This is a genomic window from uncultured Mailhella sp. (assembly GCF_944324615.1).
Classification (GTDB): domain Bacteria; phylum Desulfobacterota; class Desulfovibrionia; order Desulfovibrionales; family Desulfovibrionaceae; genus Mailhella.
In genome coordinates, this window is sequence record NZ_CALUWY010000027.1 from 1 (window position 1) to 26,031 (window position 26,031).

The 26,031-nt window shown below is 63.0% G+C and carries 20 protein-coding genes; 16 read left to right on the top strand and 4 right to left on the bottom strand.

The window, feature by feature from the left end; all coding sequences use genetic code 11:
* Together Q0K07_RS07415 and Q0K07_RS07420 are read right to left on the bottom strand one after the other, a co-directional pair.
* The coding region (locus Q0K07_RS07415; RefSeq protein ID WP_294558123.1) for a DHH family phosphoesterase at window positions 1–1,349 on the bottom strand (1,349 nt) is incomplete at its 3' end.
* 65 nt (window positions 1,350–1,414) lie between these two features.
* Window positions 1,415–2,380 carry a polyprenyl synthetase family protein gene (locus Q0K07_RS07420; protein ID WP_294558125.1) on the bottom strand — a complete coding sequence of 322 codons (966 nt, stop codon included), beginning with the start codon at window positions 2,378–2,380 and terminating at the stop codon, window positions 1,415–1,417.
* 292 nt (window positions 2,381–2,672) lie between these two features.
* Here Q0K07_RS07420 and Q0K07_RS07425 point away from each other — a divergent pair, with 292 nt between their 5' ends.
* From Q0K07_RS07425 to Q0K07_RS07475, 11 genes are all read left to right on the top strand, one after another.
* On the top strand, window positions 2,673–2,882 hold the full coding sequence (locus Q0K07_RS07425; protein WP_294558127.1) for a DUF2065 domain-containing protein: 210 nt from the start codon (window positions 2,673–2,675) through the stop codon (window positions 2,880–2,882).
* Window position 2,883: 1 nt separating this feature from the next.
* Window positions 2,884–4,293 (top strand): bifunctional UDP-N-acetylglucosamine diphosphorylase/glucosamine-1-phosphate N-acetyltransferase GlmU, encoded by a 1,410-nt coding sequence (glmU, locus tag Q0K07_RS07430; RefSeq protein WP_294558129.1) that lies wholly within the window; start codon window positions 2,884–2,886, stop codon window positions 4,291–4,293.
* Between the two features lie 103 nt (window positions 4,294–4,396).
* Window positions 4,397–5,713 (top strand): histidinol dehydrogenase, encoded by a 1,317-nt coding sequence (gene hisD / locus Q0K07_RS07435; protein WP_294558131.1) that lies wholly within the window; start codon window positions 4,397–4,399, stop codon window positions 5,711–5,713.
* Window positions 5,714–5,753: 40 nt separating this feature from the next.
* A complete protein-coding gene (locus Q0K07_RS07440) occupies window positions 5,754–6,659 on the top strand; it encodes a phosphoribosylaminoimidazolesuccinocarboxamide synthase (protein WP_294558133.1) in 906 nt (301 codons plus the stop codon).
* A 38-nt stretch (window positions 6,660–6,697) separates the two neighbouring features.
* Window positions 6,698–7,462: an enoyl-ACP reductase gene (locus Q0K07_RS07445; protein ID WP_294558135.1), complete on the top strand. Its 765-nt coding sequence runs from the start codon at window positions 6,698–6,700 to the stop codon at window positions 7,460–7,462.
* 430 nt (window positions 7,463–7,892) lie between these two features.
* Window positions 7,893–9,617 (top strand): ABC transporter substrate-binding protein, encoded by a 1,725-nt coding sequence (locus Q0K07_RS07450; RefSeq protein ID WP_294558140.1) that lies wholly within the window; start codon window positions 7,893–7,895, stop codon window positions 9,615–9,617.
* Between the two features lie 7 nt (window positions 9,618–9,624).
* Window positions 9,625–9,918, top strand: coding sequence for an Asp-tRNA(Asn)/Glu-tRNA(Gln) amidotransferase subunit GatC (gatC, locus tag Q0K07_RS07455; protein ID WP_294558142.1), 294 nt, complete (start codon window positions 9,625–9,627; stop codon window positions 9,916–9,918).
* Complete coding sequence (gene gatA / locus Q0K07_RS07460; protein WP_294558144.1) at window positions 9,919–11,388, top strand: Asp-tRNA(Asn)/Glu-tRNA(Gln) amidotransferase subunit GatA; 1,470 nt, start codon at window positions 9,919–9,921, stop codon at window positions 11,386–11,388. It abuts the gene before it with no gap.
* Window positions 11,389–11,981: 593 nt separating this feature from the next.
* The gene (locus tag Q0K07_RS07465) at window positions 11,982–13,091 is read left to right on the top strand and encodes an alanine--glyoxylate aminotransferase family protein (protein WP_294558146.1); all 1,110 of its coding nucleotides are present in this window, start codon (window positions 11,982–11,984) and stop codon (window positions 13,089–13,091) included.
* Between the two features lie 71 nt (window positions 13,092–13,162).
* Window positions 13,163–14,506 (top strand): malic enzyme-like NAD(P)-binding protein, encoded by a 1,344-nt coding sequence (locus Q0K07_RS07470; protein WP_294558148.1) that lies wholly within the window; start codon window positions 13,163–13,165, stop codon window positions 14,504–14,506.
* 186 nt (window positions 14,507–14,692) lie between these two features.
* A complete protein-coding gene (locus Q0K07_RS07475; protein ID WP_294558150.1) occupies window positions 14,693–15,136 on the top strand; it encodes a GNAT family N-acetyltransferase in 444 nt (147 codons plus the stop codon).
* Window positions 15,137–15,339: 203 nt separating this feature from the next.
* On the opposite strand, the gene Q0K07_RS07480 is transcribed toward Q0K07_RS07475, so the two are convergent.
* On the bottom strand, window positions 15,340–16,959 hold the full coding sequence (locus Q0K07_RS07480; protein ID WP_294558153.1) for an RNA repair transcriptional activator RtcR family protein: 1,620 nt from the start codon (window positions 16,957–16,959) through the stop codon (window positions 15,340–15,342).
* A gap of 384 nt (window positions 16,960–17,343) precedes the next feature.
* Here Q0K07_RS07480 and Q0K07_RS07485 point away from each other — a divergent pair, with 384 nt between their 5' ends.
* From Q0K07_RS07485 to Q0K07_RS07505, 5 genes are all read left to right on the top strand, one after another.
* On the top strand, window positions 17,344–19,008 hold the full coding sequence (locus tag Q0K07_RS07485; RefSeq protein WP_294558155.1) for an FAD-binding protein: 1,665 nt from the start codon (window positions 17,344–17,346) through the stop codon (window positions 19,006–19,008).
* 93 nt (window positions 19,009–19,101) lie between these two features.
* On the top strand, window positions 19,102–19,314 hold the full coding sequence (locus tag Q0K07_RS07490; protein ID WP_294558157.1) for a ferredoxin family protein: 213 nt from the start codon (window positions 19,102–19,104) through the stop codon (window positions 19,312–19,314).
* A gap of 11 nt (window positions 19,315–19,325) precedes the next feature.
* Window positions 19,326–20,402, top strand: coding sequence for a TRAP transporter substrate-binding protein (locus Q0K07_RS07495; protein ID WP_294558159.1), 1,077 nt, complete (start codon window positions 19,326–19,328; stop codon window positions 20,400–20,402).
* Window positions 20,403–20,514: 112 nt separating this feature from the next.
* Window positions 20,515–22,443 carry a TRAP transporter large permease subunit gene (locus Q0K07_RS07500; RefSeq protein ID WP_294558162.1) on the top strand — a complete coding sequence of 643 codons (1,929 nt, stop codon included), beginning with the start codon at window positions 20,515–20,517 and terminating at the stop codon, window positions 22,441–22,443.
* A 542-nt stretch (window positions 22,444–22,985) separates the two neighbouring features.
* The gene (locus Q0K07_RS07505) at window positions 22,986–24,518 is read left to right on the top strand and encodes a Na+/H+ antiporter NhaC family protein (protein ID WP_294558164.1); all 1,533 of its coding nucleotides are present in this window, start codon (window positions 22,986–22,988) and stop codon (window positions 24,516–24,518) included.
* Window positions 24,519–25,426: 908 nt separating this feature from the next.
* On the opposite strand, the gene Q0K07_RS07510 is transcribed toward Q0K07_RS07505, so the two are convergent.
* Complete coding sequence (locus tag Q0K07_RS07510; protein WP_294558167.1) at window positions 25,427–25,930, bottom strand: 3-isopropylmalate dehydratase small subunit; 504 nt, start codon at window positions 25,928–25,930, stop codon at window positions 25,427–25,429.
* Between the last annotated feature and the right edge of the window lie 101 nt (window positions 25,931–26,031).

Genomic DNA, 26,031 nt, shown 5'->3' on the forward strand with positions numbered 1-26,031 from the left:
TTCACGTCCTTCGCAGCGTCCGCATCCTTCTTTTCCGCGCCGTCTCCGGCATCGCCGTTTCCGGTCTTCTGTGCCGGAGCGCTTTTCTGCTTCACGTCCTTTGCAGCGTCCGCGTCCTTCTTTTCCGCGCCGTCTCCGGCATCGCCGTTTCCGGTCTTCTGCGCCGGAGCGCTCTTCTGCTTCACGTCCTTCGCAGCGTCCGCGTCCTTCTTTTCCGCGCCGTCTCCGGCATCGCCGTTTCCGGTCTTCTGCGCCGGGGCGCTCTTCTGCTTCACGTCCTTCGCAGCGTCCGCATCCTTCTTTTCCGCGCCGTCTCCGGCATCGCCGTTTCCGGTCTTCTGTGCCGGGGCGCTCTTTCTGCGGCGCTTTTCCGCCGCCGCGTAGATGAGGCCGAACACATATTCCTCAAGGCCGCTGCGCTCCTCGGCGGGCACGTCGGCAAGGGCGACCTCGGCCCGGGCCATGGTCTTGTGGCCGCCGCCGCTGCCCGTACCGGCAAACACGCCTGCGGCCACGGCCCCGAGATCCATTTTGCCGTAGCCGCCGCGGAACACCACGACGATGCGGCCCGCGCAGGAACCGCACACCGCCACCCAGCGCAGACCGTGCACCTTGAGGAAGAAGTCGGCCACCACCACGAGAATGTCGGAACTGTCCACCTTGCCGAGCCACACATAGCTGCCCCTGCCGCAGGGACGCAGGGTTTCCAGCGCCCGGGTGAAGTAGGGAAGCCACTCGGGCAGGTATTCGCTGCGGAGTATGCGGTTCATGATGGAGGCGTCGCCGAAGCGGCTCAGGTAATGGTAGGCGCGCATGTCCACTTCCGTGGCGTTGCGGCCGAAGGTGCCCGTGTCCGTGCGTATGCCGTACTGCAGGGCCGTGGCCAGAAGCCGCGCCGGGCGTATGCCTGCGGAATACAGATATTCCGTCATGATGGTGCTCACGGAGCCGTAGCCGGGCCGTATGTCCTGAAAAGGCGCGGAACAGGGTTCCGTGGGCAGGGGGTGATGGTCGATGACCACGGAAAAGTCGATGCCCGCAAAGGCGGGATTGTGATGCGCCTGGGAATCCACCAGCGCAAAACGCTGTATTTTCTTGCGCATGGAGGCCCGCCACTTCACCACCGGAATATTCAGATAGCGGATCATGGCCAGATTGTCCGGCCGGCTGATCTCATTGGTGCGGGCAATGGTCACGCTCTTCACCCGGGAACGGATGATGCGCTGCAACGCCATGGCGCTGGCCAGAGCATCCGGATCGGCGGTGATGAGTATGGCCCACGACTCCTCCCTGTCGAGCAGAGACTGAAGAAGCGCAAGCTGCGCGGAAAGCACGCGGAAATAAGCCATCTGCCTCTCTCCTGAAAAACTCCCTCCGGGAAACGCCGCTCTTTTCTCCGATGCGGGCGCGCTCCCTACGACCTGCGGTTGCGCACGAAATCCAGCGCCTCGCGGAAAAGCTTCTGTTCAAAGCGCTGAGGCAGGCCGTCCAGGCTCTTTTCCGCCTTGTCGAGGTACTCACCCGCCATGGCGCGCGTTTCCGCGTCGAATCCGAGCCTGCGTATGTCGGAAGACACGCGGGCGCGGTCTTCCTGCGTGAAGGAACCTTCGCGGAACTTCGCGCAGAAGGCTTCCCTGTCGCAGCGGGGAAGAAATTCCAGATACTTCATGATGGGCGGGGTGAACTTGCCTTCCACAAGGTCGCCTCCCGTGGGCTTGCCGGTCACGGATTCATCGGCAAAGTCCAGGGCGTCGTCCACCATCTGGAAGGCTATGCCGAGGTTCAGGCCGTATTCGGAAATGGCCTCCACCTGCGCTTCCGAAGCGCCGGCATAGAGCGCGCCCAGGCGGCAGGAACCCTTGATGAGCCAGCCCGTCTTCCCGGCCACGATGTCCACATATTCCCCCATGCTGTGGGTGAGAGAATGCTGAAGCGCGATTTCATGGGCTTCCCCGGAAGCCGTCATGAGCACCGCTTCCGACACGCAGGCAAGAAGCTCCGGCCGGTGGAACACGGCCGTCCTGTGGCTTGCGGCGGCAAGAAGCGCGTCCCCGGCGAGAATGGCGCGGGGCACGTCGTAGCACACATGGGCGGCCTGCCTGCCCCGGCGCGAATCCGCGCCGTCGAGCACGTCGTCATGCAGGAGCGTGGCCACATGGATCATTTCGGGAATGACGGCAAGCTCATACAGTTCCGGGCCCTCCGCGCCGAAAAGGCGCGCCGAGGCCAGGGTCATCAGGGGGCGCAGGCGTTTGCCGCCGGCAAGCAGGACATGAGCGGCAATCTCGCGCAGGGGCTCGGGCATGGAAGCCAGTTCCTTTTCCAGCGCGGCGTTCACCTTCGCCTGCTCATATTTCAGCACGGACATGAATGTTATCATAACCAAAAACCTCTGCCCGGAGGGGCTTCTCGGAAACTCTCCCCTCCTTTTTGAACGCATTTTTCATTCTGCGCAAGCATTTTCGTCCCGCCTGAGCAGGGGGCGGGGGGCTTTTTTCCCTGCCCTTTTTTCTCCCCTTCACCGCCCTGAAGCGCGTTGCGTCCCTTGCGCGGAATCCCGCGCGAAAAGCAGGGCTCCGCGCCCCATTTCCCATGGTGCGCGCCGCCTTCGGGCCATGGAGGACGGCCAAAAAAAACTTTACAAGTCGGCCGATACCTAGGATACTGCCGCGATGAATTTCAATCTTTCCCTGTTTCTCGCCGCGCTGGGGCTGGCCTGCTTTCTGGAGGCTCTGCCCTGGATCGTCTCGCCTGCGAAAACGCGCGAGGCCCTGCGCCTGCTCTTCTCCCTTTCCGACGGGCAGCTGCGTACCGGCGGCATCCTTCTGCTGGCCCTCGGCCTTCTTGTCTGCGCTGCGGGCCGCGCCCTCCGTGGAGACTGACATGACCTACCATAACGCCCCCGTCCGTACGGACGCCCTCATTCTCGCCGCCGGCAAAGGCACGCGCATGCCCTCCCCCCGCCCGAAGGTACTTCAGACGCTTCTCGGGGAAACCATGCTCTCCCTGGTGACGGCCGCTCTCGCCAAGGTGCCCGGCACGGGCCGCATCCTCACCCTCACAGGCAACGAGGCCGCCATGGTGGAGGCCGAAGCCGCCCGCACGGCCGCAAGACTGGGCCGCGAAGCCTGCTGCATACGGCAGGAAAGGCAGCTCGGCACGGGGCACGCCCTCATGACGGCCATGCCCCACCTTGAAGGCGACGGCTGCGTGCTTGTGGTGAACGGCGACACGCCCCTCATCACGCCGGAGGTGCTCACAAGCTTTCTGGAAAAAGCCGCCGGCGCGGACGTGGCCTTTCTGAGCGTGGAACTCGACGATCCGGCCTCCTACGGCCGCGTGGTGCGCAAGGAAGGCAGGGTGCATGCCATTGTGGAGGCAAAGGACTTCGACCCGGCGCTCTACGGCCCCCGGGAAGAGGCCCGCGAGGTGAACACCGGCATCTATCTCTTTTCCCTGCCTGCGGTGCGCCGCCTGCTGCCCTCCCTTTCCTGCGAGAACGCCGGAGGGGAATACTACATCACCGACCTCGTCGCCCTGGGGCTTCAGGCGGGCATGGACGTGCGCGGCATACGCGCCGAAGGCGCGGGCTGCGAGGCTGCGGCGCTGCTCGGGGTGAACACCCCTGCGGAACTTGCCGTGGCGGAAGAAATCCTCACCTCACGCAGAACCGGGGAACTGCTGGCCCTGGGCGTGATCCTGCACTCCCCCTCCCTTGTGCGCATAAGCCCCTTCAGCCGTGTGGAACGCGGCGCGGAAATCTTCGGCCCCTGCGAAATCTACGGCGATTCGGTGATTGAAGGCGGCGCGCTCATCCGTTCCCACGGCGTCATCCGCGACGCGCGCATCGAAGGCGGCGTGGAAGTGAAGGAATTCTGCCACATCGAAGGCGCGGAAGTGAAACAGGGCGCCCTCATCGGCCCGTGGGCAAGGCTTCGCCCGCAGACGCTGGTGGAGGAAGGCGCCCATGTGGGCAACTTCGTGGAGCTGAAGAAGACGCGCCTCGGCAAGGGTTCCAAGGCCAACCACCTCACCTATCTCGGCGATGCCGAGGTGGGAGGCGGCGTCAACTTCGGCGCAGGCACCATTACCTGCAACTACGACGGCACCCACAAGTTCCGCACCCTCATCGGGGAAGACTGCTTCATCGGCAGCAACACCTCGCTGGTGGCTCCGGTGAGCATAGGCGACAACGCGCTTGTGGGCGCAGGTTCCGTGATCGTGGAAGACGTGCCCGCGGGCAAACTTGCCCTGGGCAGAGGAAGACAGGTCATCAAGGAGAGGAAGAAGTAGCTTCCGGCCCTGAAAACTTGACTATTCCGCCCGGAATATCCATTCTGTGCAGCGCGACGCGCCATGTGCGGCGAACGTCGCCAACTCCAAGGAGAAAGATACCATGTCTTGTCGCATATTGAATATCAGGTCCACCGCCGACGCGGAAGCGACGGCCTTTTTCCAGCGCCTTGCCGAGCGCGGCAACCCCGCCGACGGTTCCGGGCAGGACGTGGAAAATCAGGTGCGCGCCATCCTTGCCGATGTGCGTGAACGCGGCGACGCGGCGCTTCTGGAGCGCACCCGCGCCTTCGACGCGCCGGAAATGACCATGCCCTTTGCCGTTCCTCAGGAGGAACTGGCCCGCGCCGCAGCCTCCATTTCCGGCGAGGAACGCAGCGTCATCGTGGAGGCGGCCTCCCACATCCGCGCCTTCCATGAGGCGCAGAAGGACAAATCGTGGTTCATCACCCGTGAAGACGGTTCCATTCTCGGCCAGAAGGTGGACGCCGTGGACCGTGCGGGCCTCTATGTGCCCGGCGGCAAGGGCGGCGACACGCCGCTCATCTCCTCCATGCTCATGGGCGCCATTCCCGCCCAGGTGGCCGGAGTGAAGGAAATAGCCGTGGTCACGCCCCCGCGCGCCGACGGCACGCTGAACCCCTACATGCTGGCCGCCGCCTATCTTCTGGACATCAACGAAGTCTACCGCGTGGGCGGGCCCTGGTCCATTGCCGCGCTGGCCTACGGCACGCAGGAAATCCGCCCCGTGGACGTCATCGCCGGGCCGGGCAACATCTTCGTGACCACGGCCAAGAAGCTGGTGCAGGGCAAGGTGGGCATAGACATGATCGCCGGGCCCAGCGAAATTCTGGTGCTGGCCGATGAAAGCGCCAACGCCGAATGGGTGGCCGCCGACATGCTCTCCCAGGCCGAACACGACAGACTGGCCTCGGCCGTGCTCGTGACCACCAGCTCGCTTCTGGCCGACAGGGTGGCCTCGGCGCTGGAACGCCGCGTGGCGGAACTGCCCCGCGCCGACATCGCCCGCGCCTCCCTTGAGAACTGGAGCGCCATCATTCAGGTGCCCGATCTTTCCGTGGGCGTGGACATGGCCAACCTCATCGCGCCCGAACACATGGAAGTGTGCACCGCCTCCCCCTGGGAAGTGCTGCCCGCCATCCGTCACGCCGGGGCCGTGTTCCTCGGCCAGTATTCCCCCGAACCTGTGGGCGACTACTACGCCGGGCCCAACCACGTTCTGCCCACCCTCGGCACCGCGCGCCATTCCTCGGCCCTCAGCGTGCAGACATTCTGCAAGAGAACCAGCGTCATAGCCGCGTCGCGCAGTTTCACCTCCGGCCACGCCTCCTCCATCGCGCTGCTTGCCCGGCTGGAAGGCCTTGAAGCCCACGCCCGTTCCGTGGAGCTTCGCGGCTGATCCGCCGCAACCCTTATCCTGCTTTTCGAGGTCTCATTCCATGCAATCTCTGCCCTATCCCGTCGTCACCTCCACCAGCCTGCCCGGTTTCCGCATGTGCGGCCGCGGCAAGGTGCGCGACATCTACGACATTGATGAAAAGACGCTGCTCATCGTCACCACCGACCGCATGTCCGCCTTCGATGTCATCCTCGGCGATCCCATTCCGTGGAAGGGCGTCATCCTGAACCAGCTTACCCTGTTCTGGATGGAAAAATTCTCCCATCTCATCCCCAACCACATCGTGGAATCGGATGTGGACAAGTACCCCGCCGCCCTGCGCCCCTTCCGCGATCAGCTCGCCGGGCGTTCCGTGCTGGCCAGAAAGGCCGAACCCATCAAGGCCGAATGCATCGTGCGCGGCTATATCGCGGGTTCGGGCTGGAAGTCCTACCAGAAGGACCGCACGCTGTGCAACGTGAAGCTGCCCGAAGGCCTGCTGGAAGACGCCAAACTTCCTTCCGTGATGTTCACGCCCTCCACCAAGGGCGAAGCCGGCACCCACGACATGAACATCAGCCTTGAGGAAATGCGCGCCATCGTGGGCCGCGAACATGCCGACAAGGCGGCCGAAACCGCCCTTGCCATCTACCGCGAAGCCTCGGAATACGCGGCCGGGCGCGGCATCATCATTGCCGACACCAAGTTCGAATTCGGCCTCGTCGACGGCAGGCTCACCCTCATCGACGAAGTGCTCACCCCCGATTCCTCCCGCTTCTGGCCCGCCGCCGGTTACGAACCCGGCCACAGCCAGCCCAGCTTCGACAAGCAGTATCTGCGCGACTGGCTGGAAACCCAGGACTGGGACAAGACGCCCCCGGCCCCCGCGCTCCCCGACACGGTGCGCGACACCACCGCAGAAAAATATCAGGAAGCGTTCCGCCTGCTTACGGGCCGCTCCCTGTAACCTCCCCCCTCTATCAACATCCATCAAAGGAGAGGAATATGCTTCTTGAAGGAAAAAAAGCCGTCATCTTCGGCGTGGCCAACAAGCACAGCATTGCCTACGGCATCTCTTCCGCCTTCCGCCGTGAGGGCGCCCAGCTTTCGTTCAGCTACCTGAACGACGCCCTGAAAAAGCGCGTCGATCCCATTTCCGCCGAACTTGGCGGCGACTTCACCTTCCCCTGCGACGTGTCGAGCGATGAGGACATCGCCCGTTCCGCGGAACTCGTGAAGGAAAAGTGGGGCAAGGTGGACGTGCTCATCCATTCCGTGGCCTTCGCCTCCAAGGACGACCTGAAGGGCCGCTATCTCGATACCTCCCGCGACGGCTTCAAGCTGGCGCTGGACATTTCCGCCTATTCCCTGGTGGCCCTGTGCAAGGCCTTCGAGCCTCTGCTCAACCCCGGCGCCTCCGTCATCTGCATGACCTACTACGGTTCGGAAAAGATGATCCCCAACTACAACGTGATGGGCGTGGCCAAGGCCGCCCTTGAAGCTTCCGTGCGCTACCTCGCCACGGACTTCGGCCCGGCCAACATCCGCGTCAACGCCATCAGCGCCGGCCCCATCCGCACCCTGGCCTCCTCCGGCATTTCCGACTTCCACCAGATCGGCACCATGTTCGAGCAGCGCGCCCCCCTGCACCGCCTCGTCACCATCGACGAAGTGGGCAACGCCGCCGCCTTCCTGGCTTCCGATCTCGCCTCGGGCGTGACCGGCGAAATCCTCTATGTGGACAACGGCTTCCAGAGCACCGCGCTTTAAAAAAAACGCGCCCCGCATCTGCCGGGCGCAAAACCCCGCGCTTTTCCCCAGGGAGCTTTCATGGACGCAGTGGACGGCATCATCACGCTGATTCTTCTTGTACTTGCACTTTTTGCAGGCACAGGCCTGTACAGAGGCTCCTCCCCCTCATCCTGATTCCGGGTGGACCCCTTGCAGACGCGTGACGTCTGCCGCATGAAACCCCGCGGGGAGAAGAAAAAGCCGGACGATCAGCCCCCTTCCCGCACGTCGGGACGCTGATTGCGTCTTGCTCTCGCCTGCAAGCTGTCTTATGATGGAGGCTCCGGACGTTTTTGCGTCCGGGGCCTCTTTTCGGCATGGGCTACGGCGCTGCTTCCGGGCACGCGCCCCTTCCGGCGCGCCGTTTCCCAAGGTCGCATGTTCCGCACAGCATAAAAGGACAAAAGCCATGATTCCCCGTTTCCGCCTCGCGCTGCTTCTGGCCCTGTGCTTCGCTCTTCTTTCCTCAGGATGTACGCTGCTGGAAAAGCAGCGCCTGCCCTACCATCCGCAGGATGAATCCACGCTCTGGGTGAACAGCATTGCAGGGCTGAGCGGCATGGAGCAGGGACTCCGCGCCGAAGCCGTACTCAAGAATCCCGCCTCCTCCCCGGCCCTCAGGGCACGCGCCCTGTCCATAGCCGCAAGCCGTCCGGGCAGGCAGGGCTTTGCCGCCCGCAAGGAACTCGCCTCCCTGTACGCCTCCGCCGGCGCAGAACAGCGCTCCACATGGGAAACCCTGTACTGGACGGACCTCGACGGCATGGACAGTGATTCGCTGAAGGCGCTGGCCTCCAAGGTCTCTTCCGAACAGGAAACGCGCTTCCCCTGGAATCTCGTCATGCTCAAGGCCGCACGGCGCAACCTCCTGCCCGAAAGCGCCGCCGTCATCGCCCGGCTCTCCAACCCCATGCTCTACGCCGCGCCCTCCATGCTCGGCATAGCTCCCCTGCCTCCGGGCCAGAGCACCATTTCCGTGGCCCTCGTGGTGCCGCAGACCGGTTCCGCCTCCGCCCTCGGCAAGCAGGTGGCCGCAGGCGCCCTTGCCGCCGCCGATTCCCTGCGCTTTGCCGGCAAGACCGTGGACGTGCGCATCATCGACTCCGGCCAGACGGGCTGGCAGCAGGCCGTGCAGGCCCTGCCTGCGCAGTTCACCGTTGTGGGCGGGCCGCTTCTGCCCGGCCGCTACAAGGCCCTCAAGGCCGCGGCCGCAGGCCGTGCCGTGTTCTCCTTCACCGCTTCGCTTCCTGCCGGAGAAGAAGGCGTCCATGCCTGGCGCTTCTTCGCCAGTCAGGATGACCAGATCGACGCCCTGCTCAACGGGGCCGAAGAGCTCGGCATTTCCTCCTTCGGCATCTTCAGCCCCGGCGATTCCTACTCCAGGCGCATGAGCGGCCTGTTCATGCAGAAGGCCACCGCGCGCGGCTGCACCGTGACCAGCGGCAGCTACACCGCAGGCAAGATGAACGCCTGGACCAGGGAAGCCGGAACCTTCGTCAAGACGCAGGTGGGCGCGCAGCGCGGCAGCATTCCCGTGGCCACGGCCGACTTCAAGGCCATATTCCTGCCCGACAGCTGGAAGAACATGGACATGCTCGTTTCCAGCCTGCACTACAACGGCGCGCAGGACAGGCTCATGATGGGTACCTCCCTCTGGGAACAGAACCTCGGGCACAACAGCCACAGCAATACCGCCACCTTTGCCCTCACCATCTTCCCGGGCGTGTGGGATGACCACTCCTCCACCCCCGGAGCGACGGCCTTCAAGAGCGCCATGGCCGCCCGGGGCGCCAGAGCCGACGACTGGTCCTCCCTGGGCTTCGACTTCGTGTCCATGGCCGCCGACCTGAACCTTCAGCCCGGCTGGTCGGCCCAGAGCGTGAACCACGCCCTTGCCGCAAGGCCGGATGTGGACTGGGCGGGCGCTCCCATTTTCTGGGATGCCTCCGGCAAGGCCTCCCGCAAGCTCTTCCTGTTCCAGCCCGCCGCCACGGGACACGCCCCGGCCGACCTTCAGAAGCTGAAGGCAAGGCTGGAATCGGGCGATGTTTCCACCCCCGCCCCCGAAACCCCCGCCGCTCCCCAGCGGCCCGTGAGCTTCGAGCAGCTCGTCAATTCCCTCAGCAAGGATTAACCACCCCATGTCACTCGACAAAAACGACTTTCTGCATCTGTGCCGCCTTTCCCGGCTGGCCCCGGACCCTTCCGTACAGGAAGAAATGGCGGCCCAGTGTTCCCGCATTCTCGCCTATATGGACAAGCTCGCCGAAGTGGACACCACCGGCGTGGAACCTCTGTATTCCCCGGTGATCCACGAAAGCGCCTTCCGTGACGATGTGGCCGTGCGCCGCGCCGACCGGGCCGACATCCTGGCCGGAGCCCCCGCCACCGACGGGGCCTTCTTCATTGTTCCCCGTATTGTGGAGGGAAAGTAAATGCCCGAACTTTTTGAACTCTCCCTCCTTGAAGCGCAGAAGCTCATCCGTCAGGGCGACCTTGACGCCGAAAGCCTCGTCGCCTCGTGCCTTGGGCGCATCAATGCCACGGAACCCGAAATCGGCGCCCTGCTCGCCCGCCGCGATGAAGAGGCCCTGGAACAGGCCCGCGCCATGGACAAGGCCCGCCCCGCCGACCTTTCCGACAAGCCCCTCTGGGGCATTCCCGTCACGGTGAAGGACGCCCTTACCCTGAAGGGCATGCCCACCACCGCCGCCTCGAAGATTCTCGAAGGCTTCATGCCCCCCTACGACGCCATGGTGGTGCAGAAGCTGAAGGACGCCGGCGCCATCATCCTTGCCAAGAACAACATGGATGAATTCGCCATGGGCTCCACCACGGAACATTCCGCCTGGAAGAAAACCGCCAACCCCTGGGACGTTTCCCGCGTGCCCGGCGGCTCCAGCGGCGGTTCCGCCGCCAGTGTGGCCGCCTGCCAGTGCTTCGCCTCCCTGGGGTCCGACACGGGCGGTTCCATCCGTCAGCCCGCCTCCCTGTGCGGCTGCGTGGGCATCAAGCCCACCTACGGCCGCGTTTCCCGCTACGGACTCCTGGCCTATGCCTCCTCCTTCGATCAGGTGGGGCCCCTCGCCCGTACCGTGGAGGATACGGCCCTCATGCTTCAGGTCATTGCCGGGCATGACGAACGCGACAGCACAAGCTCCCCCGTGGCCGTGCCCGACTACGCCGCCGCCATGACCGCACAAAGCGATCTTTCCGGCCTCACCCTCGGCCTGCCCCGCGAGTTCTTCGGGCACGAAGGCCTGGACAAGGGCGTGGCCGACGCCTGCGAAAAGGCCGTGGAAGCGGCCCGCTCCCTGGGCGCCAAGGTGGTGGAAGTCTCCCTGCCCCATACCGAATACGCCATAGCCAGCTACTATATCCTCGCCGCCGCCGAAGCGAGTTCCAACCTCGCCCGCTACGACGGCGTGCGCTACGGCCACCGTACCGCCTCCCCCAGGAACCTTGAGGACATGTACACCAGCTCCCGTACCGAAGGCTTCGGGCCGGAAGTGCAGCGCCGTATCCTGCTCGGCTCCTATGTGCTCTCCGCCGGCTACTACGACGCCTACTACCGCAAGGCCGCCCAGGTGCGCCGCCTCATCCGGCAGGACTACCTCGACGCGCTGGAAAAGTGCGACATGCTCCTCGCCCCCGTCTCCCCCGTGCCCGCATGGCAGATGGGCCACATGTCCGAAGACCCGCTCCAGATGTACTTCATGGATATCTTCACCCTTTCCCTCAACCTCGCAGGCCTGCCCGGACTCTCCATCCCCGTGGGCATGAGCGAAGGCCTCCCCGTGGGTATGCAGCTCATGGGCCGCGCCTTCGACGAAGGCCGCCTCTTCCTCGCCGGTGATAAGCTCACCCGCGCCCTCGGTACCCATAACCTCCGCGCTCCCCTGTAAGGGCAGGAAAGGCAGAAAACGCAGAAAAGACATCCGGGGGGAATGATTCCCCGATGAATCGGGACAAGCCCCCCGGGCCCCCTCATTTCCGCCTTCCGGCTCCGCCGGAGGCGGCATGACGGTACCGGAAACAGGCTCCGCTTCGTGCGGGGCCTGTTTTTTATCCCTGCGCCATACATGCCGCGGGAAGAAGGCAGAAAAGGCATCCGGGGCGTTTCCCCCGGGCCCCCTCATTTCCGCCTTCCGGCTCCGCCCAAGGCGGCATGACGGCACCGGAAACAGGCTCCGCTTCGTGCGGGGCCTGTTTTTTGGGGAAAAAGCATCCGGGCCGCCCCTGCCGCCGCGCAGGCAACGTCGAAGGGGCGGAAAGCAGGAGATGGAAAAATACTCCCCCATGCAGGCCCTGTTTTTTCTTCCTGCTCCAGAAGGGCCGCGGGAGGGTGTGCGCGATACCTCTTGACAGTACAGGGGAATTTCCATGAAAACGCTCTTGTATCTTTCAAGGGCGGAAGGTTCCGCCCTTCCGGTGGGGAAGGCAACCATGCGCGGAAAAGCGACTTCTCCAGCCGCAACCACGCTTCCCGCGCCATGCCATGAACAGCTTCAAGCCTTATGCGGCCATGCCTTTCTATCCCGGCCCTGTTTCCATTCATCCCCGTGTTGCCCAGGCTCTTTCCCGCGACTATGCGCCCCCGCGCATGGGCACGGAATATCTTGAGCTTTACAAGTCGGTGCGTCGTCGCCTGCAGAAGGTGCTCGGCACGCGGGAAGACGTGCTCATGGGCACGGGCGAAGGGATGCTCGTGCTCTGGGGCGCGCTGAAGAGTCTGCTGAAGGAAGGCGACACCGTGCTTTCGGTGGGTACGGGCGTATTCGGCGACGGCTTTGCCGACATGGCCAGGGCCCTGGGCTGCAAGGCGGTGCTCATTTCGGAACCGTACGACCGCACCATATCCTCTTCCACGCTGGAAAGGGTGAAGGATGCCATACGCGAACATCACCCCGTGCTCATGACGGCCGTGCACTGTGAAACGCCCTCCGGCACGCTGAACCCCCTTGAGGAACTCGGCGCGCTGAAAAAGGATATGGGCGTGCCCTTTTTCGTGGTGGATGCCGTGGCCAGTGCGGGCGGCGCGCCCGTGCACGCCGATGCCTGGCACGCCGACTGCGTGCTCGGCGGTTCGCAGAAATGCCTTTCCTGCCCGCCGGACATGAGCTTCATGAGCGTGAGCGCCGCCGCGTGGGAACGTGTGCGCGAGGTGAACTACACCGGTTACGATGCGGTGAAGCCCTTCGATCAGGCCATAGAAGACCCCATGCGCTTCCCCTACACCCCCAACTGGTGGGGCGTGGCCGCGCTGGACGCCTCCCTGTCCGCTCTGGAGGAAGAAGGGCTGGAAAACGTCTTTGCCCGTCATGAACAGGTGGCCCGCGCCTGCCGCGAAGGCGTGCAGGCTCTGGGACTTTCCCTGTGGCCTGCGGAAGGCGCCGTGTCCTCGCCCACGGTGACGGCCGTGCGCATGCCCGAAGGCCGCGAATGGCCCGAGTGGCGCGCCGCCCTTGCCGAAAGAGGCCTCTATGTGGGCGGCAGCCTCGGCCCTCTGGCGGGCAGGGTGTTCCGCATGGGCCACATGGGCACGCAGGCGAACATGCAGGCTCTGGAACAGGCCCTTGCCGTGATGAAGGACGTTCTCGCCCGCTGAATCTCCCGGAACCTCAAAAAAAATAACGCAACACATCCCGCATCCTGCGGGGCAACATATAAGGATACGCCATGAGCTACACCAAGGAAGACGTACGGCGCTACCACAGCCTGCCGCGCCCCGGCAAAATAGAAGTGATGACCAGCAAGAAAGCCGTTTCGCAGGACGACCTCACCCTCGCCTACAGCCCCGGCGTGGCCGACGCCTGCCGCGACATCGTGGCCGATCCTTCCATGGCCGAAAAGCTCACCGGCCGCGGCAACCTCGTGGCCGTGGTGACCAACGGCACGGCCGTGCTCGGCCTCGGCAACATCGGCCCCCTGGCGGGCAAGCCCGTCATGGAAGGCAAGAGCATGCTCTTCAAGCTTTTTGCCGATGTGGACGCCTTCGACATCGAACTCGACTGCTCCGACCCGGAACGCCTCATCGACATCGTGAAGTCTCTGGAACCCACCTTCGGCGGCATCAACCTCGAAGACATCCGCGGCCCGGAATGCTTCCATATTGAGGAAGAACTGAAGAAGGCCATGAATATCCCGGTGTTCCACGACGACCAGCACGGCACCGCCGTGATCACCGGCGCTGCGCTCATGAACGCCTCGCGCATCACGGGCCGCGCCATTGCCGACATGAAGGTGGTGGTCATGGGCGCGGGCGCCGCAGGCATGGCCTGCGCCCGCTTCTACGCCGCCATGGGCGTGAAGCCGGAAAACATCTCCATGTTCGACATCAAGGGCCTCATCCACAAGGGCCGCACCGACCTTTCCGACGTGCAGATGACCTTTGCCCAGAAGGAACCCGCCCCCGGCTCCTCCATCGACGACACCCTCTACGCCGCCATGAAGGGCGCCAACCTCTTCCTCGGCCTTTCCGGCCCCGGCACCCTCAAGGCCGACATGCTGAAGGGCATGGCCGAAAGCCCCGTCATCTTCGCCTGCGCCAACCCCGTGCCGGAAATAGGCTATGAGGAGGCCAAGGCCGTCCGGCCCGACGCCATCATGGGCACCGGCCGTTCCGACTACCCCAACCAGGTCAACAACGTCTCCGGCTTCCCCTTCATCTTCCGCGGGGCGCTGGACGTGCGCGCCAGCAAGATCAACGAGGAAATGAAAATCGCCGCCGCCCGCGCCCTGGCCGCTCTGGCTCTGGAACCCGTGCCCGACGACGTGCGCGCCGCCTACCACGGCCGCAGCTTCACCTTCGGCCCGGACTACATCATTCCCCTGCCCCTCGATCCGCGCATCATTGAATGGGTGGCCCCGGCCGTGGCCATGGCCGCCATGGAAAGCGGCGTCGCCCGCGGCAGCATCGACGATATCGGCGGCAGTGTGGAAGCCTACCGCGCCATGCTCCGCGCCCGCATGGCCGCAGCCCGCGCCCGCGGACTCGCCCACTGCGAAAGCTACCTGGAGTAAAAACACTCTCCGGGGGGAATCTCCCCCCGGTTCCGCCCGGCTCTGCCGGCAGACTTTTGCCTGTGTGCGGCCCTGCCGTGCACAGGGAAAAACGTATCCGCGCTGCCGAAACATCCCGCAGCCCCCTTCCGGCCGGAAATGCCCCTTCAGACAGACGCGCCGCACAGGCCGCACAGGAAACCCATCATGGAACTCTGCCTCATCACCCGCGACAAAAAGCGCTTTCTGCCCCTGCTTCTGGAAGCGGACGAGCAGGAAAGCATGATCGACCGCTATCTGGAACGCGGAGAACTCTTCGTGCTCTTTCAGGAAGGGGAGGCGGCGGCCGTTGCCGTGGTCACCCGGGAGGCGGAAGGCGTGTATGAACTGAAAAACCTTGCCGTGGCGGAAAAACTGCGGCGTAAAGGCCTCGGCAGGGGCATGGTGGAGGCGCTTCTTGCGCGCTGCAAGGGCCGCGGCGTCATGCTGGTGGGCACGGGCGATTCCCCCGCGACCCTCGGCTTCTACAAGGCCTGCGGCTTTGAGTTCTCCCATGTGGAAAAGGATTTTTTCGTCATCAACTACGATCACCCCGTCATGGAGAACGGAAAAAGGCTCACGGACATGATCTATCTCAGAAAAACGCTGTGAAACGCCCTTTTTCCGCCCTGAACACGCCCGTTTTTCCCAAAAAAGCCCTTTCCGGAGGGCTTTTTTCATGCCGCCGCGCCTTCTCTGCCGCATCCATCCCCATGCCGCGCCGCTCCCTCCATGCCGAAGCGCAGGGAAAAAGCCGTATACGCCTCTGCCTGCGGCGCAGACACGGCTTTCTGGCAGACATGCGCAAAAAAAGCTCACTCTTCCAGCTTTTTCACGAGTTCCCAGGAAAGATTGAAGGAGCGCAGGTACTTGTTGAGGCGCGCCGTATCGTCGGAACTGCTTTTTCTGAGCCTTGAACTGGCAAAGAGCACCCTGCCCGCCTCGGAACGGCGCTCACAGGCCAGGCAGACTTCCAGCACCTTTTCCAGCTGCACCTTGTCGAACAGATCAAGTTCCCGGTCGATGAACGACGCGGCCCGCGCAATGAGGGGAAACTCTATGCCTTCCAGCGTTTCCGTCCTTTTGCGCCAGAGCGAGCGCAGGTAGGATATTTCCTTCTCCACCGTCTCCGTGGTGATGATGCCCTGAAAGGCGTAGGTGTGCATGCGCTCCATGCTGCTTGCCAGGGTGCGGAAATTCCCGGGCCACAGGGCCTCGGGCGAACGGGCAAAGGCAAGGTAGGCCTCGCGCGCCTCGGGCATGAAGTCCGCAAAAATGCCGCGCCGCTCCGAAAGGCGCTTGAGCTCGTACTCGATGTTCGGCTCTATGTCTTCCGGCCTTTCCCGCAGGCTGGGAAGGCGGAAATACCAGAGGTTGATGCGGGCCAGAAGGTCCATACGGAAGCGCCCGGTGCGCGCGGCGGCGAAAAGATCGCTGTTGGTGGCCGTGATGAGCTGAAAATTGCTGAACACCGGCCTGTCGGAACCGAAGGGGAAAAAACTGCGCTCCTCAATGGCCTTCAGCAGCAGGGACTGTATGTCCCAGCTGAGTTCCCCCACCTCGTCCAGAAACAGAATGCCCTCATGCGCCATGGCAAGCATGCCCTTCCTTTCGGAAGAAGCGCCGGTAAAGGCCCCGCGCACATGCCCGAACAGGGCCGAAAGCGCGGAATCCCCCCGGAAGGAGGCACAGTTCACTTCCACAAGCGGGCCGGATACGGTGCCCGCCTGGCGGCGTATCTCATAAATGCGGCGCGCCATCTGCGTCTTGCCCGTGCCCGTGGCCCCGGAAAGCAGAATGGGCGCGGTGGAATGACTCGCCACATGCTCTATGTCCCGCACCAGCTGATTGAACACCGGGTTCTTCGTATGAATGCCGCCGCGTATGATGTCCCGCTGCTCCAGCTTGCGCTGTTCCAGATCCCCTATCTTGGAAATCCAGTTGCCGATGGCGTTGTCGTATATCTGTATGGTGGAATGAACCCGGCCGAACCTGTCCTTGGAACTGCGCAGCTGTATGATGCGGCAGCGTATGCGCTTCATGTTCACCAGCATCATGAGCATGAAGGAATGGGCAAACATGTTGCCCGGCCCGAAATGGATGTAATAGTCCTCCTCTTCGTCGCAAAAGGGAAAGGAACTGAAAAATTCATCAAAGAACAGGTAGTTTTCTGCAAAGGCCTGCGGCGAAAAGTCGCTTTTGGTGTCAATCACCACGGGAATGATTTCCGTATGGGGCGCCACCTCCTCCAGATCCCGGCGCAGAGGGTCCAGCCTGTCCTTCAGGGAAGGCGGAATGAAATAATAGAGCCGGTGCGTGAAAAACTTCTTCACCCGCACAAGCTCCACCAGCGGACGCCACAGCTTCCAGCGCGAGTCGGCATCGGAAATGTCGTGATCTATGGAAATGGTGCTGAACACCACGTTCTTCTTCATCAATCCCCCTCAAAAAAGAACAGGACTTTTCCCGGAAAAAACGCCCCTTCCGCTGCAAAAACGCACACCCGGACAGCGGCGCCCCGGACGGCCGGAACGCTCCGCGCCCCTGCCCCCCATGCCTTTCTGCCGCCTCAGGGCATGTTCCCCCCTGCACAAGAAGGCCCGGACCGGGCCATGACATGACCTTCACATTTACTTAACATATGGCATAATATCAGAATATTATCTGATTATCAAACAATACTCTGATTATTTGCTCTTTCATATTGAGCATATTCCATAATACACTGTTTTTCTTAAAAATTATTTTCTCTCAAGATGGCACGCTTCTTGCTCCTTTTCAGACATGCCATTACGCATCTCTGTCACCAAGGAGCATATATGAAAGCCGTCAAACACGATTGGGGCACTCTGTATGAGACCGACGTTCTCATTCTCGGCACCGGCGCGTCGGGCATCGGCGCTGCCCTGAACGCCGCCGGCAAGGGCGTGGACATTCTCATGGCCGGCAAGGGCACGCTGGAAAGTTCCGGCTCCCTCGGCGGGGGCAACGATCACTTCATGGCCGTGCTGGACACGGACGAGCCCTTCGACAACAAGGAAAGCTTTGTCGCCTTCTACATGAAATCGGCCTTCGGCTACAGGGAAAGGCAGATCGAACAGTGGCACGCGGCCCTGAAGCCCTGCGTGAAGATTCTGGAGGAATGCGGCGTGGAATTTCTGCGCCGGGAAGACGGTTTCTACTTCCGTTCCGTGGGCTTCGGCCAGCCGGGCGCATGGTGGATGCACATTCCCAACGGCAGAAGGATCAAGCGCGGCCTGGCAAAGCGCGTCCGTTCCCTGGGCGTGAAGGTTCTCGACAACTTCCAGATCACCCGCCTTTTCAAGAAGGACGGCAAGATCGCGGGCTGCATGGGCTTTGACGTACTCACCGGCGAAGTGTCGGCCATACGCTGCCGCACGGCCGTGAACAGCCTCGGCTGGCATGCCCAGCGCTGCACCAACAACTCTTCCCACAACCCCTACAACTGCTGGTTCACGCCCTTTACCACGGGCAGTTACTTCACCCTTTCCTACGACATCGGCGTGCCCATCATAAACGCCGACATTTCCTGCCGCGGCACCATCCTGCCCAAGGGCTGGGGCGCGCCGGGCATGAACGGCATCAACAACATGGGCGGCTATGAGCTGAACGCCCTCGGCGAGCGCTTCATGTTCAAGTACGACCCCATGGGAGAAAACGGCATACGCCGCAACCAGATGATGGGCACCAATCAGCAGCAGGTGGAAGGCTACGGCCCGCCCTTCTACATGGACATGCGCCACCTGAACGAGCACGACGTGCATCATCTGCAGTATGTGCTCATGCCTGCGGACAAGGCGACGTACCTTGATTACTGCAAGGCGCGCGGCATCGAGTTCAGCAAGTACCCGCTGGAAGTGGAAGTGGGCGAACTCAGCCTTTCGGGCATGCTCCTTGCCGACGACAACCTGGAAACCCCGGTGCGCGGCCTGTATGCGGGCTGCAACTTCACGAGCTTCTCGGGCGCCATGTGCGGCGGCTTCGTGGCCGGCGGCCATGCGGCCGAAAACGCGCTCTCCCTGGACATGGCCGGGCCTTCGGAAGAGGAAATCCTCGCCGAATGCGAGCGCATCCTTGCTCCGCTGAAGAACGATTCCCCCACCGCCATCACGCACCGCGACTTTGAAGACCCCATCCGTCAGGTCATGGACTACTACGCCAAGTTCCGCCGCAACATGCCCGGCATGACCGTGGCTCTGGACCGTCTCGACTTCATCGACGGTTACAGGAACCGCGTGCGCGCAGGCAACCTGCACGACCTCATGCGCATTCATGAAGCCTTTGAAATCCTCGATCTGTGCCGCATCCATCTCGATGCCTGCCTCCAGCGCAAGGAAAGCGGCCGCGGCATGTATGTGCTCACCGACTATCCCGAAAAGGACCCGGCCCTGGCCAAGGGCCTTGTGGTGAGCAAGGGCGCCGAAGGCCCCGTGTACTCCTGGCTTGAACCTGCCGCCCGCTGAGGCAGGGGTTCCCGGCGGCGTCCTTTCCGCAGAACGCCGCCGCCCTGCACGGAACATTCCTCCAAGCAACCATTACCCTCTAGGAGATGAATCATGCCTCCTGTTTTCCACGAAGATAAATGCGTCCGCTGCGGCATGTGCGTAAGGGACTGCCCCGCCTACATTCTGGCCCTCGACAAGGAACACGACAAGACGCCCCATGTAATAGAGGAATACAAACACGAATGCTGGCACTGCGGAAACTGCCGCATCAGCTGTCCCAGGGATGCCATCACCTTCGAGTTTCCGCTCTACACCCTTGTATGAAAGGAGTGCGCATGAACAGGCTCTCTTCCCTCCTTCTCGGCGCGGCCCTGATCCTTGCCTCCGCTCTGCCCGCAAACGCGGCGGACTATGTGCTTTCCCTGAATCTCGCCATTCCTCCGGTGCACAACCGCTGGACCATGGCCATCAAACCCTGGGCCGATGAAATCACCAGGCGCAGCGAAGGCCGCATCGTCATCGAACCCTACTTTGCCCAGGCCCTCAGCAAGCAGGCGGAGGTGGTGGAATCGGTGCGCACGGGCGTGGCGGACCTTGGCGAAGCCACCTTCACCGTGGGCGGACTCGGCCGTTATCCCTTCCATGAGCAGATCCTGAACCTCGTGCGGCCCAGCCTGTGCACCGTGGACTCGGCCGACCTTGTCCGCTCCCTGCACGAAAGCTTCCCCAAGGAAGCCATGAAGGACGTGGAAGGCACACACCTGCTCTTTGTGGAAGGTCACACCATGGGCATGCTCATCGGCACGCGCGACAAGGCCGTGAAGAGCCTTGAAGACCTCAAGGGCCTGAAGATAGGCGTATCCGGCGGCGGCATCCGCCTGGAACGCGCCCGCGCCCTCGGCGCCACCGTGGTGGGCGTGACCCTGCCCGACATGTATATGTCCCTGGAAAAGGGCGTCATCGACGGCGCGGTGGTGGACTGCGAAGTGCTCATTTCCCGCAAGCTCGGCGACATCATCAAGAACATCACCTATGTGAACATGGGCGGTTCGGTGTTCTACTGCGTGATGAACAAGGACACCTACGACAGCATGCCCGAAGACCTGCAGAAGATCATCGACGACGTGTCGCGCGAATACGCGCCCAAACTGTTCAACGATTTCTGGAACGACATGCAGTACAACAGCCTCGCGCGCTGGCAGAAGGAACAGGGCGGCAAGGTGCACATGCTCTCCGCCGAAGACTATGCCAGGGCCGACAAGCTGGTGGAACCCACCTACGCCGACTGGATCTCCTTCACCAACGACAAGGGTCTTCCCGCCGACGCCATTCTCGCCAAGTTCCGTGAACTGGAAGCGCGCGACATGAAGCCCTGGGCCGAATCCCGCGCCGCAGAATATGTAACCAAGTAAACTCCGAACCTGTCACGCCGGGGGGGCTTCCCTCCCGGCCTTTCCCCGTTTCCGTCCGCCCGCACCGGGCGGAGCGGGATAAAAAAACGCCTCAACGCCCCAGGAGCCAGCCATGGACGCATCAGCCACCGTCAACCCCACTCCTCAGCCCGCCGCCTTCGCGCCTCTGCGCGCCTGCGTCGACTTTCTGAAGCCCCTGGAAAAGGTCTGCCAGAAGGCCAGCGCCCTCGGTATGCTCTTCTTCCTCATCATGGTGCTCATCACGGCGCTCGATGTCGGCCTGCGCTATTTCCTTTCCCGCCCGCTCAGCGGCACCCTGGAACTCACCGAGTTCTTCATGGTCATCGTCTTCTTCACCTCCGTGGCCTATGCCCAGTGGACGGGCGGCCATATCGTCATGGACGTGGTCACGGCCAAACTCAGCGAAAAAACGCAGACTCTGCTCGCCGTCGTCACCACCTTCTGGTCGGTGTGCACCGTGGCCTTCTGCCTTATCGCCATGATGGACTACGCCGTTTCCTGCGAACTGTATTCCCCCACCCTGAACCTGCCCGTCGCGCCCTTCGTGTGGTTCGCCTCCGCGGGGTGCCTGCTTCTGCTGCTCACCCTGGTGCACGATTTTCTCGCCGCCATACTGCACGCCTGTGAACGCTGCGGCACAACGTCCGCTCTGCTCGCTCTCGTGGTCGCCCTCGTGAGCACGGCCGCCTTCCTCTGGTTCGCCACGCACAGAATGCGCGGCTTCTCCAGCGTGGTTCTCGGCGTATGGGGCTGCGCGTTCATGTTCTTCCTCTTCTTCTCCGGTATGCCCGTGGCCTACGCCCTCATGGCCTCGGCCGCCGTGTTCATCGCCAACATGCGCGGCACCGTGGCCGCGTGGAACATGCTCGGCCAGTTCTGGTACAACACCGTGGCAAGCTACGACTGGTCGCCGCTCATGTTCTTCCTGCTCATGGGCTACGTCTGCTTCCAGGGCCAGTTCGGACAGGATCTGTACCGGGCCGCCCGTTCCTGGATGGGCCACTGGCGCGGCGGTCTCGCCACCGGCAGCGTGTGCGCCTGCACGGCCTTCGGCGCGGTGGTGGGCGACTCCCTCGCGGGCAGCGTGGCCATGTCGGCCATAGCCCTTCCCGAAATGCGCAAAAGCCATTACGACGACGCCCTCGCCATCGGCTGCCTCGCCTGTTCGGGCACCATCGGCAGCCTCATCCCGCCGAGCACCACCTTCATCCTTTACGGCGTGCTGGCCGAACAGTCCATCGGCGAACTGTTCATCGCGGGCGTCATCCCCGGCCTTCTGTGCATGTTCTGCTTCATCGGCGTCATCGTGGTCTGGGCGCGCATCAATCCGGCGGCCGCTCCCGCCTCGCCCCGGGTTCCGCGGCTTGAAGCCCTCGCCTCCCTGCGTTCCGCCCTGCCCATTCTCTTCATCTTCGTCCTCGTCATCGGCGGCATCTACGGCGGCATCTTCACCGCCACGGAAGGCGGCGGCGTGGGCGTGTTCGGCATGCTGGCGCTGGCCTTTGTTCTGCGCCGCATGAACGGCAAAAAGCTCTCCGCAGCCCTCAACGAAGCCGGAAAGTTCACGGCCATGTGCTTCGCCCTGCTCGCAGGCGCCAACCTTCTCGGCAACTTCATGACCCTGAGCCGCATCCCCATGGTGCTCGCCAACGCCATCGCAGCCCTCGACATCGCGCCCATGCTCGTCATGCTCGCCATCATCATCGTGCTGTGCTTCCTCGGCTGCTTCATCCCGGCCATTCCCCTGGTGCTCATCTGCGTGCCCATCTTCGTGCCCATCGCCAAGGTGTTCGGCTGGAACCTCATCTGGTTCGGCGTCATCTCCACCCTGGTCAAGAACATGGCCTGCATCACCCCGCCCTTCGGCATCAACCTCTTCGTCATGAAGGGCATTGCCGACGTGCCCATCGGCCTCATGTACAAGGCTTCGCTCCCCTATGTGGTGGGCCTGTTCGTGTGCGTCGGGCTCATCGTGGCCTTCCCGCAGCTGAGCCTGTGGCTGCCTTCCATGATGCACTGACGTACCGTTCCGCTCCCCCGCACGGGGAGCGGAACCTCCTGGGGCCGCCCGAAAGCCACAAGGCGGCCCCGAAAAGCCCCTCCGGGGGCTTTTTTCATGCCTGAAATCCGGGAAATCTGTGCGCAGGGCCTGCGCAAGACGCCAGAGGCGCGGATCAGCGGCGCGGGGAAGGGGATAAAGGAGAAATCCGCCCCTTCTGCCCGAACCCTGCGCGCCCCGGGTGCACGGCACAGCGCCTTCAGGCACAAAAACACGGTCTCTGCCCTGCCATGCAGGTTCCGGCAACGCATGTTTTCCGAAGATACGGCGCGTCACACCGGAGAAACGGCCCTTTCCGCCCGGTTTTTGCAGGAAATTCTTGAAGGGTGCCTTGTATTCTGGTATTTCCGTTGGAATATGAAGAATCGCGCGGGCTGCGGGCTGCCTTTCCGCATGCTCCGGCCTGCCGGGTTCCGCCATGGGAGCGTGGCAGGAACCCTTGTGCGCCTACGCGCTTTGTCTGCATTTTCCTCGGGAAAATGCCTATCCTTCTGGGGGGAATTATGGAACCTTATTACGCTGGATGGATGTCGCTTCTTCCACCCGTCACGGCCATCGTGCTTGCGCTCATCACCAAGGAAGTGGTGTCTTCCCTGCTCATAGGCATTCTTACGGGCACGTTCATCTACACCGTCGGCACAGGGGCCGACTTCGTGCTCATGGGCACCATTGAATCGGCCTTCGCCATCATGGGGAAACGCCTCAACTTCGACATCATCATGTTCTGCTCGGCACTGGGCTCTCTGGTGTATGTCATTTCCATGGCGGGCGGCTCCCGGGCCTACGGGCGCTGGGCCACCTCGCGCATCAAGAGCCGGCGCACGGCCATGCTCTCCACCTGCGGCCTGGGCGGTCTCATCTTCATCGACGACTATTTCAACTGCCTCACCGTGGGCACCGTGATGAAGCCCGTGACCGACACCTACAAGATTTCCCGCGCAAAGCTCGCCTACATCATCGACGCCACGGCCGCGCCCGTGTGCATCATCGCGCCCATTTCCAGCTGGGCCGCCGCCGTGGGCAGCAACCTGAAATCCACCGGCGCGTTTGAAAGCGAAATCGCGGCCTTCATTGCCGCCATTCCCTACAACTTCTATTCTCTGCTCTCGCTCTTTCTTGTGATTCTGCTGTGCCTGTTCAAATGGGACTTCGGCCCCATGCGCTCGGCGGAAAAGCGGGCTGAGGAAGGCGACCTCGGCGTGCTTGCCCAGCAGACCGGCATAGGCCTGGAAACCAAGAACGGCAACGTGTTCGACATGCTCATCCCCATCGGCAGCCTCATCGTCTTCGCCGTGCTCGCCATGATGTACAGCGGCGGCTACTGGGGTTCCGATCCGCAGTACCACGAATTCCGCGCCGCCCTCGGCAACTGCAACGCCTCCCCCGCGCTGGTGTGGGCCTCCTTCGGCGGCCTCGTGGTGGCGCTGCTGCTCTATGTGCCCCGCCGCCTCATGAGCCTTTCGGAATTCATGCACGGCACCGTGGAAGGCATGAAGGCCATGCTCACGGCCAACCTCATCCTCGTGCTGGCCTGGGGCATCAGCGGCGTGTGCCAGGACATGCTGCAGACCAACAAGTTCGTGGAATCGCTGGTTTCCGGAAACATGATCGGCGGCATGCTGCCCTTCCTCATCTTCGTGATCGCGGGCTTTTTAAGCTTCTCCACGGGCACGGCATGGGGTTCCTTCGGCATTCTCATTCCGCTCGTGGTGCCTGTGGCGCAGGCCGTCAGCCCCGACCTTCTGGTGGTGGCCCTTTCCGCCACGCTGGCAGGCAGTGTGTTCGGCGACCACTGCTCCCCCATTTCCGATACCACCATTCTTTCCAGCGCAGGCGCGGGGTGCAGCCATATCGAGCACGTTTCCACGCAGCTGCCCTATGCCCTGCTTGCGGCAGGGTGCAGCGCCGTGGGCTACCTCGTGGCCGGCTTCGTCTCCTCCAGCCCCTGGGTGTGCCTGCTCGTGAGCGGCGCGCTGCTTGTGCTGGTGCTGCTTGTGCTGAATGCCTGGCATAACAAGAAGGAAGCCGCGGCCTAAAAGGCCCCTGTTCCGCCATTCCCTTCCCCCCGCCGCCAACGACGGGGGGAAGTTTTTTTAAGCACCGGAAAGCGCCCGGAAAGTCAGCCACGACGACTACTCCGCGCTCTTTTTATGGCTCACCTCTGCAAACCGGGGCCCGGAGCGGTGCACGGCTCAGCTTTGCAAAACGGGGGAAGTCTGGAGCGTGGATACAGGCTGTGCTTTGCCCACAAAAGCCTCCCGGGCGTTGAAACACGGTTATTCTTTGCCAGAAAACCGAATAAAACAGAGGCATTCCCCGACAGAACCCCGCAGAAGCCGCTGCATCACTCCCCTTTTCCAGAAATCCCTTCCTTTGACACGACGGCCCGGCGCAGGCCGGGACGGAGTCGGCCTGCGTGAGCGGGTCCGACAGGACACGCTCACACTGAGGATGCAGCAACACGGTATACCTGAGCTTTCCGCCTGCGTGTTCCGGGCACAGCTGCGAGTCGAAGGAAGGCCTTTGCCTGCCCCCACACTTCTGCCTGCAAACTGAGGGGGCCCGTGGGGGTGACCTTGCGACCGCCTCCGGCACACAAACGCCCGTCCGCGCCGGACACACTGTACAGGGTGCGGGACCTGTACGCCGGGCATAGCGTTTAACGCCGGGAGTGAATCCCGGCTACTTATGCCCGGCGGCCCGGCCGCCTGAAGGCTGGCCGGGGGGCCCCCGAGCGTTGCTATACGGTCATCCTTCGCAAACCGGGGTCCTCCAACATTGGGAAAAAGCACCCCCCTTCCGCTCTGCAAACTGAGGGGGCCCGGGGGGAATCATTCCCCCCGGCGGGGTGCGGGGCGGCGCCCCGCGTGCCTTTCCTGCCTTTCCTGTTAAACGCAGAAGGCCGGTGCGGGACCGGCCTTCGTTGTTGCTGCTGAGGGGGGGCTTATTCGCCGCGGAGGCGAAGCTGTTCCTTCACATAGTTGACCATGCCGCCCTTGTCGATAAGGGTCTGCATCATGGGGGAGAGGGCGGGGATACGGATTTCGGCGCCGTTGTCGAGATCGCGGATAAGGCCCTGTTCGGGGCTGATTTCGAGGGTGTCGCCGTCGTTTATCTTGTTGACCTCGTCGCCCACTTCGAGAAGCATGAGGCCCATATTGAAGGCATTACGGTAGAAGATACGGGCGAAGCTGTGGGCGACCACGGCGCGGATACCTGCGCCGATGATGGCGAGGGGGGCGTGTTCACGGGAGGAGCCGCAGCCGAAGTTGCGGTCGGCAACGATGATGTCGCCCTTGTGCACGCGCTTCACCCAGCCGGGTTCCAGGCCTTCCATGCAGGCCTCGCCGAGCTTCGCGGTATCGGTGGTCACAAGGAAGCGGGCCGGGATGATGGCATCGGTGTCGATATGAGCGCCGACCTTATGGACTTTTCCGGAAAAGGACATGATATGCTCCTGTATTTCCCGGCACGGAGGACCGGCCGGGGTGCGGGGAAAGCCCCGCAAAGAAATGCTCACGGCGAAACGTTCCGCGAAAACAGCGTGGA

Bases quoted from the DNA above. Each gene is read 5' to 3' on its own strand.
- Q0K07_RS07510 (WP_294558167.1), bottom strand. From the start codon at position 25,930: ATGTCCTTTTCCGGAAAAGTCCATAAGGTCGGCGCTCATATCGACACC.
- Q0K07_RS07505 (WP_294558164.1), top strand. From the start codon at position 22,986: ATGGAACCTTATTACGCTGGATGGATGTCGCTTCTTCCACCCGTCACG.
- gatC (WP_294558142.1), top strand. From the start codon at position 9,625: ATGTCACTCGACAAAAACGACTTTCTGCATCTGTGCCGCCTTTCCCGG.
- Q0K07_RS07495 (WP_294558159.1), top strand. From the start codon at position 19,326: ATGAACAGGCTCTCTTCCCTCCTTCTCGGCGCGGCCCTGATCCTTGCC.
- hisD (WP_294558131.1), top strand. From the start codon at position 4,397: ATGTCTTGTCGCATATTGAATATCAGGTCCACCGCCGACGCGGAAGCG.
- Q0K07_RS07445 (WP_294558135.1), top strand. From the start codon at position 6,698: ATGCTTCTTGAAGGAAAAAAAGCCGTCATCTTCGGCGTGGCCAACAAG.
- Q0K07_RS07465 (WP_294558146.1), top strand. From the start codon at position 11,982: ATGAACAGCTTCAAGCCTTATGCGGCCATGCCTTTCTATCCCGGCCCT.
- Q0K07_RS07440 (WP_294558133.1), top strand. From the start codon at position 5,754: ATGCAATCTCTGCCCTATCCCGTCGTCACCTCCACCAGCCTGCCCGGT.
- Q0K07_RS07500 (WP_294558162.1), top strand. From the start codon at position 20,515: ATGGACGCATCAGCCACCGTCAACCCCACTCCTCAGCCCGCCGCCTTC.
- glmU (WP_294558129.1), top strand. From the start codon at position 2,884: ATGACCTACCATAACGCCCCCGTCCGTACGGACGCCCTCATTCTCGCC.
- Q0K07_RS07475 (WP_294558150.1), top strand. From the start codon at position 14,693: ATGGAACTCTGCCTCATCACCCGCGACAAAAAGCGCTTTCTGCCCCTG.
- Q0K07_RS07480 (WP_294558153.1), bottom strand. From the start codon at position 16,959: ATGAAGAAGAACGTGGTGTTCAGCACCATTTCCATAGATCACGACATT.
- Q0K07_RS07450 (WP_294558140.1), top strand. From the start codon at position 7,893: ATGATTCCCCGTTTCCGCCTCGCGCTGCTTCTGGCCCTGTGCTTCGCT.
- Q0K07_RS07485 (WP_294558155.1), top strand. From the start codon at position 17,344: ATGAAAGCCGTCAAACACGATTGGGGCACTCTGTATGAGACCGACGTT.
- Q0K07_RS07420 (WP_294558125.1), bottom strand. From the start codon at position 2,380: ATGATAACATTCATGTCCGTGCTGAAATATGAGCAGGCGAAGGTGAAC.
- gatA (WP_294558144.1), top strand. From the start codon at position 9,919: ATGCCCGAACTTTTTGAACTCTCCCTCCTTGAAGCGCAGAAGCTCATC.
- Q0K07_RS07490 (WP_294558157.1), top strand. From the start codon at position 19,102: ATGCCTCCTGTTTTCCACGAAGATAAATGCGTCCGCTGCGGCATGTGC.
- Q0K07_RS07425 (WP_294558127.1), top strand. From the start codon at position 2,673: ATGAATTTCAATCTTTCCCTGTTTCTCGCCGCGCTGGGGCTGGCCTGC.
- Q0K07_RS07470 (WP_294558148.1), top strand. From the start codon at position 13,163: ATGAGCTACACCAAGGAAGACGTACGGCGCTACCACAGCCTGCCGCGC.